At 60.3% G+C, this 11,991-nt stretch carries 4 protein-coding genes; all 4 read right to left on the bottom strand.

Going from position 1 to position 11,991, the window contains the following annotated elements; genetic code table 11:
* On the bottom strand, positions 1-7,422 hold a 7,422-nt coding region (locus KO539_RS29735; protein WP_219313969.1), incomplete at its 3' end, for a filamentous hemagglutinin N-terminal domain-containing protein.
* Positions 7,423-7,502: 80 nt separating this feature from the next.
* A complete protein-coding gene (locus KO539_RS29730) occupies positions 7,503-9,275 on the bottom strand; it encodes a ShlB/FhaC/HecB family hemolysin secretion/activation protein (protein WP_219313967.1) in 1,773 nt (590 codons plus the stop codon).
* A 530-nt stretch (positions 9,276-9,805) separates the two neighbouring features.
* On the bottom strand, positions 9,806-10,339 hold the full coding sequence (locus KO539_RS29725) for an aspartyl/asparaginyl beta-hydroxylase domain-containing protein (protein WP_092715326.1): 534 nt from the start codon (positions 10,337-10,339) through the stop codon (positions 9,806-9,808).
* Between the two features lie 516 nt (positions 10,340-10,855).
* Positions 10,856-11,629, bottom strand: coding sequence for a hypothetical protein (locus tag KO539_RS29720; protein WP_219313965.1), 774 nt, complete (start codon positions 11,627-11,629; stop codon positions 10,856-10,858).
* Positions 11,630-11,991 lie beyond the last annotated feature (362 nt).

The raw sequence follows: 11,991 nt of genomic DNA, 5'->3' as shown, positions 1-11,991 counted from the left end.
TTGCAGGCCCGCGCCCAGCAAGCCGCTACTGGCAATGCTGTTGGCCTGCAAGATCGTGTTGCCCAGCGCCGCGATGGAACCGCTGTTCGTCAGCGCGCCACCCACCGTCCACTGCTGGTCGCGCCCCGCGTACAGCAAGCCCGTGTTGTTCAGGTCGCCCGTCAGCGTGGCCCGCACATCCTTGCCCGCGCTCAGCACGCCCTGCGCATTGCGCACGCTGCCGACATCAAGGACGATGCTGCCGCTGCTCGCCTGCAGCGTGCCGCCGCTGTTGTCGACACTGCCCGCCTTCACACTGATATCCTGCGTGGCGGCAATCACGCCGTCGGTATTGTTGACCGCATTGACACTTTTCAGGTCCAGCGACGCCGTCGAGGTGATGCGGCCCTTGCCGCTATTATCGATGCTGCCCGCCTGCACCAGCAGTTGGCCATTGCTGGCCAACTCCCCCGCCTGGCTGTTATCGAGCTGCCCGCGCACCGTCACGCTGGCCTTGTCCGTGCCCGTCTGCAGCAGCTTGCCGCCCTGGTTGTCCAGCTGGCCCACCTGCACGGCCAGCTGGCCCGCGCTCAGGGTGCCTTTCGCGTTCTGCAGGGTTTGCTGTTCCAAACTATTGGCCGTGATGCTCAGCAGCCCCGGCGTACTCACCACGGCACCCGCCGTGCTGATATTGCCATGGCTCGCCGTCAGATCGATGCTGCCGGCGCTGGTCTGGCTCAGCCCCAGGTCCAACGAGGTGCCCGTCAGGCTGGCGTGGCCCGCCGCCAGATTCTGCCCGCTGGCCGTGATCGCTTGCGTGGCCGCCAGGGTCAGGTCGCCGTCTTGCGCCAGGCTGCCGTCGGCCTTGATGCCGGCGCCCAGCAGGCTTTGCGCGCCGCTGTCGATGCGTTCGGCCGTGATGTGGTTGTCACCCTGCGCCGCGATCACCCCCGTATTGGTCAAGGTCCCCGTTACCTGCAAGCGCTGCTCGCCGGCCGCGTACAGGCTGCCGCTGTTGCGCACCACTGCGGCCTGCATGTCCAGCTTACCGCCGGCAAACACGCTGCCCGTGTTCTGCAATTGCTGCAGTTGCAAGGTGGCATTACCATTTTGCGCCTGCACCTTGCCACCCAGGTTATCCAGCTGTTGCGCGGTGATGCGCAAGTGCTGGCCGGCAGCCACGCTGCCGGCCGTGTTGTCGAGCTTGCCTGTCACCGTCAACGCCGCCTGCTGCACGGCGCTCAGCAAACCCTGCTGGTTCAGCACGCTGCCAGCCGTCACGGCCAGGTCGCCATTGCTTTCGATACGGCCACCTGTATTGTCCAGCAGCTGGCCAATGCCCAGCGTCATGCTGCCGGACCCCGTCTGGCCGATGCCGCCGCCACGGTTGTCCAGGCTGCCCGCCTGGATCGTCACCTGCTGCGCCACCAGGGTGGCGTCGCGGTGGTCGATGCTGCCGGCGTCGATGCGCAGCGCGCCGTTGCCGATGAGTTTGCCACCCTGGCCGTTCAAGGTGCTGGCCGTGATGGCCAGCACGCCATTGCCCGCATGCTCGATGCGCCCGTTCAGGTTCGTCAAGGTCGCCGCACTCAGACCAAGGTCGCTGCTGTTGACGGCGATGCGCCCGCCCGTGTTGTTCAGCAGGCCCGTGGCAATGACGGTCTTGCCCTGCCCCGTCTGCACGATGTCGCCGCCGCTGTTGTCCAGGTTCGCCACCTGCAGGGCCAGCTGGCCCGCACTCAATTGTCCCTTGCCCGTATTCACCAGCGCCTGCGCGCTGCCCGCGTTGGCCGTGATCGACAGCAAGCCCGGCGTGCTGACCACCGCGCCATGGGTCAGCACATTGCCTTGCGTCGCCGTCAGGGCGATGTTGGCGGCGCCGGTCTGGCTGCCGCTCAGGTCCAGCGACGTGCCCGTCAAGCTGGCCTGGCCCGCTGCCAGGTTCTGGCCGGTGGCCACGATGCCCTGCGTGGCGGTCAAGCTCAGGTTTCCACTGATGCCCAGGCTGCCGTCCGCTTGCAGGCCCGCGCCCAGCAAGCCGCTACTGGCAATGCTGTTGGCATGCAAGGTCGTGTTGCCCAGCGCCGCGATGGAACCGCTGTTCGTCAGCGCGCCACCCACCGTCCACTGCTGGTCGCGGCCCGCGTACAGCAAGCCCGTGTTGTTCAGGTCGCCCGTCAGCGTGGCCCGCACATCCTTGCCCGCGCTCAGCACGCCCTGCGCATTGCGCACGCTGCCCGCATCAAGGACGATGCTGCCGCTGCTCGCCTGCAGCGTGCCGCCGCTGTTGTCGACACTGACCGCCTTCACCAAGATGTCCTGCGTGGCGGCAATCACGCCGTCGGTATTGTTGACCGCATTGACACTTTTCAGGTCCAGCGACGCCGTCGAGGTGATGCGGCCTTTGCCGCTATTGTCGATGCTGCCCGCCTGCACCAGCAGCTGGCCATTGCTGGCCAGCTCCCCCGCCTGGCTGTTATCGAGCTGCCCGCGCACCGTCACGCTGGCCGTGCCCGTGCCCGTCTGCAGCAGCTTGCCACCCTGGTTGTCCAGCTGGCCCACCTGCACGGCCAGTTGGCCCGCGCTCAGGGTGCCTTTCGCGTTCTGCAGGGTTTGCTGTTCCTGGTTGTTGGCCGTGATGCTCAGCAGCCCCGGCGTACTCACCACGGCACCCGCCGTGCTGATATTGCCATGGCTCGCCGTCAGATCGATGCTGCCGGCGCTGGTCTGACTCAGCCCCAGGTCCAGCGAGGCGCCCGTCAGGCTGGCGTGGCCCGCCGCCAGATTCTGGCCGCTGGCCGTGATCCCCTGCGTGGCGCTCAGGATCAGGTCGCCGCTGGTGCCCAGGCTGCCGTCGGCCTTGATGCCGGCACCCAGCAGGCTTTGCGCGCCGCTGTCGATGCGTTCGGCCGTGATGCGGTTGTCACCCTGCGCCGCGATCACGCCCGTATTGTTTAATATCCCCGTTACCTGCAAGTGCTGCTCGCCGGCCGCGTACAGGCTGCCGCTGTTGCGCACCACTGCGGCCTGCGTGTCCAGTTTACCGCCGGCAAACACGCTGCCCGTGTTCTGCAATTGCTGCAGTTGCAAGGTGGCATTGCCGTTTTGCGCCTGCACCTTGCCGCCCAGGTTATCCAGCTGTTGCGCGGTGATGCTTAAGTGCTGGCCGGCCGCCACGCTGCCGGCCGTGTTGTCGAGCTTGCCTGTCACCGTCAACGCCGCCTGCTGCACGGCGCTTAACAAACCCTGCTGGTTCAGCACGCTGCCAGCCGTCACGGCCAGGTCGCCATTGCTTTCGATGCGGCCACCTGTATTGTCCAGCAGCTGGCCAATGCCCAGCGTCATGCTGCCGGACCCCGTCTGGCCGATGCCGCCGCCCCGGTTGTCCAGGCTGCCCGCCTGCAGCGTCACCTGCTGCGCCACCAGGGTGGCGTCGCGGTGGTCGATGCTGCCGGCGTCGATGCGCAGCGCGCCGTTGCCGATGAGTTTGCCACCCTGGCCGTTCAAGGTGCTTGCCGTGATGGCCAGCACGCCAGTGCCCGCATGCTCGATGCGCCCGTTCAGGTTCGTCAGTGTGGCCGCACTCAGGCTCAGATCGCTGCTGTTGACGGCGATGCGTCCGCCCGTGTTGTTCAGCAGGCCCGTGGCGATGACGGTCTTGCCCTGCCCCGTCTGCACGATGTCGCCGCCGCTGTTGTCCAGGTTCGCCACCTGCAGGGCCAGCTGGCCCGCACTCAATTGTCCCTTGCCTGTATTCACCAGCGCCTGCGCGCTGCCCGCGTTGGCTGTGATCGACAGCAAGCCCGGCGTGCTGACCACCGCGCCATGGGTCAGCACATTGCCTTGCGTCGCCGTCAGGGCGATGTTGGCGGCGCCGGTCTGGCTGCCGCTCAGGTCCAGCGACGTGCCCGTCAAGCTGGCCTGGCCCGCCGCCAGGTTCTGGCCGGTGGCCACGATGCCCTGCGTGGCGCTCAAGGTCAGGTTGCCGCTGGTCCCCAGGCTGCCGTCCGCTTGCAGGCCCGCGCCAAGCAAGCCGCTACTGGCAATGCTGTTGGCCTGCAAGGTCGTGTTGCCCAGCGCCGCGATGGAACCGCTGTTCGTCAGCGCGCCGGCCACCGTCCACTGCTGGTCGCGGCCCGCGTACATCAATCCCAAGTTACTGAAGTCCCCTGCGATCTTGAATGCCAGATCGCTGCCGGTACTGATCACGCCATCACGGTTCTCCAGTTGCCCCTTGCTGGAGATGGAAGCAGCTGCTGCCGACGTAATCCGTCCCTTGGTATTGTCAATACTTCCGGCCTGCAAGGACAGCGTACCGTTACTGGTGATCTCGCCAGCAGCGTTGTCCAACCCCTGCCGGACAGTGAACACGGCGTCCCCGGTACCAGTTTGCACAAGCTGGCCAGCATGATTACTGAGAACATTGACATCCACATTCAAACGACTGGCCGATGTTACTGCCCCATCATGTTGCATGGCATCGGCGACGATATGCACGGTACCATTGCTGATCAATGTCCCTTGTTCGTCATTCAGAACAGCTGCTTGAAGGGATAAGTTCCCGCTGCCGGCATGTTCAATACGCCCTTGCGTATTGGTCACCGAAGATGCTGCGATATCCAGGCCACGGCTATTGACGGCAATGCGGCCGCGCGTATTGTCCAGCAAGCCGCTCGGGGACTTCAGCGCAATATGCGTGTCGCCAGCACCCGTCTGGATGATGACGCCATCACGGTTATTCAGACCCGAGAGCGCGACATCAAGCTGGCCGGCACTTAAGGTTCCCTTGTTGTTGTCCAGCACCTGGTTCGTGTTGGCATTTGCCGTAATGGACAGCGTACCGGGCGTGCTGATGACCGCGCCCGCGCTACTGACATTGCCCGCGCTTGCCACCATCGCAATCTGCGAGGCACTGGTTTGGCTGGCATCCAGATTCACTGAGGCCGCATTCAGTCTGGCGGTTCCAGCGGCCAGGTTTTGGCCATGCGCGGCCAGGTCATTACTTACATTGACGGTGAGATCGCCGGCAGCGGCCAAGCCGCCGTCGGATTTGACGCCGGCACCAATCAGACTACCAGCTCCACTGCTTAAACTGTCGGCTCGAATACTATTATTGCCATGCGCGGCAATGACGCCGGTATTTGTGAGTTTGCCGCCAAGATTCAAGGCCAGGTTACCAACCGCATACACGCTGCCGCTGCTATAGGCATTGCCACCTTGGAAATTTGCATTGCTTCCAGCGAAAATGCTACCCGCTGTGTTGTTCATATCCGCAAACTGGAAATTTACCTGACCGGCAAACGCCTGCAAGGTGCCTTCGGTATTTTCAATACTCCCAGCCTCAAGCGTCAGGTTCTGTCCGGATGCAACGATGCCGGCATGGTTATTCAGCTCCGAACCTGCCTTGACATCGATGCTTTGGGTGGAGGTAATGCGTCCCTTGGCATTCGACAGTAGCGAAGTCGCTATCGCCGCATTGCCGCCAAGCTCAATACTGCCGGCGCGGTTATCCAGACTTTGGGTTGCCAGCAGCGATGCCTGGCCGGAACCGGTCTGGCTGATGCTGCCGCCGCGATTGTCGAGCACTGCGCTCTTGATGCCAATCTGCTGCGCCGACATGGCCGCATCGCGATGATCAAGCTTGCTGGCATCGAGCGACAAGCCGCCATTCGTGATAATGCGTCCATGCTGCCCCAGGAGCGTATCGGCCACCGCCATGGTGAATGCTCCCGTGCCGGCGTGTTCCATCTTGCCATCGACGTTATAGAGCAGCTGCGTGCGGATAGCCAGGTTTTGGCTATTGCTCGCAATGCGTCCGGAACTATTGTTCAGTGTACCTGGCAACTGAAGCAGCAGATCGCTGCTACCAAATTGAGATATCTGCCCACCGATATTGGACAAATCATGCGCGCGCAGATCAATCTGATTGGCGGTCACGACGGCCGCGTCCGTGCGCACTGTAGCTGTGGCGTTGAGGGACAACCCGCCCTGTGTTGCAATACTCGCGCGGCTGGCATCGAGATCGCCCGCGCTTGCCGACAGATTCAACTGTGCACCGGACACCCTGGCATCCTTCAGGTCCAGCTGGCCAGCCGCGATCTGGCTATTGCCGCCCGATACGCTATTGCCATGGATGCGAATCGTATCGCCAGCCTCAATGCGCAAGTCACCGGCTTGGCGTACGCTGTTGTCCGCATTGAGGCCACTGGCAATGACGGCACTGGCAGCCAGATCGATATGCGACCCAGCCCCAGACGCTTGCATCGTGACATTGTTTTGTGCAGCGATCAGGCCGCTACTGGCAATATTGCCCTGTGCCTGCACCTGGCTGTCGCCACCCGCATACACGGTGCCGCTGTTGACCACGTCGCCCGTGACGGCAATGCCGGTCTGGCTGCCTGTGCCGGCAGACTGGATGTTGCCGCTGTTGCTTAGCCAGCCGTTCGATTGCAGCACCAGGTTGCCCGCCGTGGCCGCCAGGACGCCCGCGTTGCGCACGCCCAAGCCCGCTTCCGTGCCGATCAGGGTGATCTTGCCCGCGTACATACCGCCCAGTTGCGCCACGTCCAGCGCATAGGCTGGGGCCGGGCCTACGCCAGACGCTGCGCCCGTCACGCCATGCGCCGCATCGATCTGGTTAGTTCCTGTCACCACTTTCAGTTCCTGCGCCCAGATGCCGCCGTTGATTTGTGCGGCGCGCGCCAGGATGGCCGTATAGTCGCTCAGCGACGTGTCGAGGCCGCGCCCGTTGATGCTCACCACGCCGCGCTGCACCATGTAACCGTCCAGGCTGCCGCCATTGAGAATTGGCGAGCCTGTCGTCAGCACGACGCGGCTGGCATTGATAAAACCGCCGCCATCGATGGCCACGCCGGCCGGGTTGGCGATGACGACCTCTGCGCGCTGGCCAGCCACTTCCACGTAGCCGCGCAGCTGGCTCGGGTTGGCCGAGTTGACTTCGTTGAGGATGACGCGCGCGCTGCCGCCCGCCAGCCATGGATTGCCCTGCACCCAGCCGCCCGTCTGCGTCTGCACGTTGCCGCGGCTGTTGTTGAGGATGGCGCCATTTGCCGTCACGTCGAACTGGCTGTAGGTATTGCGCGAGACGCCCGCCGCGCTCGGCGTCTGGATATTCACCTGCGTCACGCCATTGGCGCTTTGTACCACGGTCGGACGCTGGCGGCCCGGCGCGTTCGGGTCGGCCACGATCTGTCCCATGGCAGGACCGGCGACAAAACTTACCATGCCCAGCGCGCCAAATATCGCCAAGGCCAGCGGCCGCAAGCGTCCATTGATCCCGCCACCGCCATCGCCATCAAATACGCCGCTATCCAGGCCACCTTCGCCCTTGGCCGCCTTGCCTTGCGACGAAGCATTTTCGGCGACGACCATCAGTTGGCCACGGCGTTTGTTGAAGATGATGCGGTACAGGTTCTTGTTCATGAAATGTCCTAATGACAATTAAATGATGCGAAAAAGGGAGAGAACACCTGGTCGATGGCGGCGTCTCACATCGTTATTTTTTAATAGCTGGCATTCAGGCTAAAGCCGGCCGTATGGCTGGCCGTGCGGAACAGCTCGGGTTTGCGCACGGGCCAGCCGACGAAGGCGTCGTACTGCACCCCCAGCCACTGGCCGCGCAAACCGACAAAGCCGCCCGTCAGGCGCCGCGCGATCAGCCATTCAGCGGACCGTCCCGACACTTCGCCGTGGTCCAGCCCGGCATACGCTTCCTGGCCGCTGCTGCCCAGCGGCACGCCCAGCTCGTTGCGCAGCAGCCAGCCCCGCTCGGCAGACAGGCTGCTTTCGCCGTCGTAGCCGCGCACCGTGTAGCGTCCACCGATGGCGAAGCGGTCCTGCGGCACCAGCGGCGTGCGGTTGTGCTGCATGCGCCAGCTGCCCGTGTAGCGCAGCGGCTGGCCGGCCAGCTTGAACGGCGCCGACAGGGCCGCATCGGCCAGGATCAGTTTGAAACGCGACGTACCCTCGCCAAACGCTTCCTCGGGCGCCGCCAGCGCGTCCATCGCGCCCGTGCCGCGCCGGTATTGCAGGTTCAGGTCCAGCGTCGCCTGGCCCAGGAATTCGCGATGGCCGATACCCAGTTCCCAGCCAGCCATGCGGCGGCGCTGCACTTCCACTTCCGTGTCGTCGATGAAGTTTTGCGCCGCTCGCTGCCAGCCGCGCAGGGACAACGTCGTCTTGCGCGACGCGTCGCGGTAGACCAGGCGCGACAGTTTCACTTCGCGATTCTGGCTGGCGCCGCTGTAGTTGTAGTCTTGATTGATGCCGGCCACGGACTGGTGGTAATGGCTGTCGCTCACCGTAAAAGCCAGCAGCCAGTAGGCGTAGGGAATCGAATAGTGGGCCACCATGCCGCCCGTGCCGCGCGGGCCGTTGCGGTCGCCGTCGACGTTCTGGTTCAGGCTCAGGTAAAACAGGTCGTTCAGGGTCAGCCAGTGGTCGTACGACAGGGTCACGCTGCCCTGCAGCTTGCCCGTCGAGCGCGAACCGCCATCGTCCAGGCCCAGCGCCAGCCGAAACGGCAAGCCCTGCTTCCACTGGATCTGCAGATCGCTCTCGCCCGGCTTGGCGTTGCCGCCCTCGGCCGGCATGATCTGGATATCGGCCTCGGCCGTCGGCACGCGCTTGAAATTCTCCAGCGCCTGCTCCGTATCACGCACATTGAGTAGCTCGCCCGGGCGCGCCGGCACGGCATTCCACCAGGTACCTCGGGGATTGGTGCCGGGCGCAAAACCGATCTGGCGGATGCGCCCCGGTATCAAGGTCAACGCCAGGGTGCCACGGCTCAAGTCCTGCGGTTCGGCAAGCACGCGCGTGGTGACATAACCGCGCGCGATCACGGCGTTCTGCATGCGGCCCATCAGCACATTGATGGCCTGCGTGCCCAGGCAGCGCCCCAGCGCAGAATCCGGCGCGCCCAGGTCGTCGCGCCCGGCGGCATCCAATGCCCATTGGAACCGGGCGGCATCCTCGCCCCGCAATTCCAGGTGGTCAATCGTAAAACACGGCGACTCGCCTGCCGGCAAGCGGTTGGCGGACACGGCCGCCGGCGCCTCAAGCAGGCGCACGTCGGGATTGCGCTCCTGCTGCTGGCGCAGGAGGCGCTCACGTTCTTGCTGGCGTATCAATTCTTGGCTAGCATCGTCGCGCTGGCTGGTGCCAGGCGTGGTGGGAAGGGGCGGCGCGATTTCGGGACGGGTCTGCGCGGACACGGCGGCACACAAGGTGCCGCTGAACAAAAATACACCGCACCATGGCGTCAAACGCAGGTGCATATGTTGCCTTACGTAATTATTTATGTAAGGAAATTATAAATTGATTATTTCTATTAGGCAACTATATTTATTTCTTGAGAACTTTACCTCTTTGGTAACTGCCTTTCAACTATCCAATTACCACTAGTAAAAAGCCGCGCGGCCTTGTCATTGCCGGTTTGTCGCGGGGGGAGATGGGAAATTAGTCCACTCACTCGCACCTGCCACCCAACTCTCGTGGACGATGCGCGCTTCGTGCCGGAACATCAGTAATCGCAGCGTTCCGATGCATTCAAGATACGCCAGGCTGCGCGCCGCGCTGTCATTGGAGCAATTTTGGGCCCCTATAGCAATAGAGACGAGGCAATGGCACGCGCTTATCTGTTACCGCTTTTACCATGGCCACATCGCCGCCGTTTTTCACGTCTCGAGCAAGACAGTCAGTCGAGTCATATCGGTATTTAACTTACTTCAGCTCAAAACGGCCAAAGTTGAGATCGTGTACAAATGGCAGAACTGATCCTGGCATTCCGAGTTGCCATCCTGGCTGATTAATTCAGGCCATATGCGAATACTTCCTCTGGGAAAATGATATCAGTGCTTTCATCACGTTTAAAATCAAGCAAAAGCACTATTCGCGTAGCATTGCTCCGATTCCAGGCTTCATGCTCCTGAGTGTCATCAAAGACAAAACAGGAACCAGGTGTCCAGGTACGTATCTGGTTCGAAACACGCAAAGCACAATTTTCTGGAGTAACCAACCCCAGGTGGCAACGCAATACATCGTCCGTATAGCCCCGATGTGGCGTTATATGAGTATTAGCAGCCATGGATGAAAAACCCGCCGTCACCATACCAGGAATTTCCTCGATAATTTCGGTTGTACGCGGACATAGATCACAAAATTTCAGGTTCTTTTCTCCAAAAACATACAGACCAAACACTTTCCAGTCGCCGTTATAAATATCCCTCTCAGGCCATTCCGTCCAATAAGCCGCCCTTAAAGCGACAAGTTCATCCCTGATAACCAACCATTCATTTTGTAAACGAGCAAGAAATGGGAATTCAATGGCTTCTATAAACATAATTCACCTATATCACTCTTTAGTTCCAAACGCAAAAAATATCCCTGAAGTATAGTCATGCAATGAGCTAACAACAACGCCAGAACGAGAGAAGTATATTGAGAGGTGGATACACGGTGATAATTCTTCCATTTAAGCAGAACAGTCAGTCAAGCCGTATCGGAATTCAATAAAGTGCAACTTAACAAAAGGACTTGCCATTCAAGACGGCATCTGCCCCCAGCTCCTCGGCTAACGGGGTCATGAATGGAACGGGATCGGGATCGGGTCCACCACTCCGACATGACCTTAGCCATGCCGATGTCCAAACCATGTCCCATATCGCCACCGCTTTTGACGTCTCCAGCAAGACAGTCTGTCGAGCCGTATCGGCATTTAATAAAGCCCAACTTGCCGAAGATAGAGATGGCCAAAGCTGAGATCGTTTACGAATGCCGGACTAGATCAACCGGACCCTGGCTCCCGCGAATGGCAGGCCTGACACTGGCTCCCGAAAGCGAATTGATCACCACGTCGTTATGTGATCAATACGTTGCCGGTTGCAAGCATATTTCGAAGATTATCTAAACCGCCGAGCTGGACTTCCCACAACCAAAGCTGATGATCCCCAACACGCCGCAAAGAAGAGAATGAATCTGCACGAATAATATCTTCCAAGGTCTGAGAAGCTGAAACCTGTGCATTTAATTGCGTATCATTTAGGACGTTTACTGGATAGACATCTCGAATTTTTTGGAGGCGTACCTCAGGCAGAGACGCATACCATTTATTTAAACGCTTTCGATCCTCAGCAGTCAACTTTCCACCGTCCAGACCCAGGACATGGAATTCGGGTTTTTTTTCAATAAATTCAGAAAGAGCATACCCAAAATCCCATTGCAGCAGGCCAATACACGACATTAAAATGCTTTCAAAAATATCCCCGCCAAACTTCAAGAAGCGCTCCTCAATTGCCAAACAAAACAACGTCTCACCAATCTCTTCAACATAACTTAAAGAGGCCGAAGCAAAACCATCATAACCAGGCTCTGCGCTGCCTTCTGGATTTGCAACCAATGACATCACATGAATATCAGAAAACCCAGATTTCAGCGCCTTTGTGTATACTCTTCCGCCAATTTTGGTTAAATCGCCCTTATAACCCAAACCTTCGGCCGCAAAATATGTTGGTGCAATCCCGACACGATGGAAAATTGACGTAACTAAATCGTAGAACGCCTTAAAGCCATCAGCACCTGGAGCTGGAGTCGTGTAACTATATAGTCCTATTGCAAATGCTTTCTCAGTCATCGAATTCTCTTATCGTGGTTTTGGTGTACGTGTAGGAACGACCACTTTTGGTGGAAGCGGTGTGAAGCCCTGTACTCTGAGCTGCGCGTCCAAGGCGGCATTCCTACTCCTTAAAATTGCAGGATTATCTGTTGCAGATTGAACCTCTACGCGCGCCACTCGACCGTCATTATAAATTGCTGTTACGTCAGGTCTGCGATTAGGCGAAATAGTTTTTCACGGAGGCGGGGTCACACGGAGGCGCAGAGGCGGGGTCAGATACCGTCTTGAATGACAAGTCCTTTTGCCAAATAATTCGCATCAAAGGGCCTGTCATTGTGGATCACTCCATAGATCAGATGTGCTAGTTTGTGCATGATCGC

This window comes from Janthinobacterium sp. NKUCC06_STL (assembly GCF_019345455.1).
In the GTDB taxonomy this organism is placed as follows: Bacteria; Pseudomonadota; Gammaproteobacteria; order Burkholderiales; family Burkholderiaceae_D; genus Janthinobacterium; species Janthinobacterium rivuli.
The sequence above is the reverse complement of the archived record's forward strand: the minus strand, read 5'-3'. Positions and strand labels throughout refer to the sequence as shown.

Bases quoted from the DNA above. Each gene is read 5' to 3' on its own strand.
- KO539_RS29730 (WP_219313967.1), bottom strand. From the start codon at position 9,275: ATGCACCTGCGTTTGACGCCATGGTGCGGTGTATTTTTGTTCAGCGGC.
- KO539_RS29725 (WP_092715326.1), bottom strand. From the start codon at position 10,339: ATGTTTATAGAAGCCATTGAATTCCCATTTCTTGCTCGTTTACAAAAT.
- KO539_RS29720 (WP_219313965.1), bottom strand. From the start codon at position 11,629: ATGACTGAGAAAGCATTTGCAATAGGACTATATAGTTACACGACTCCA.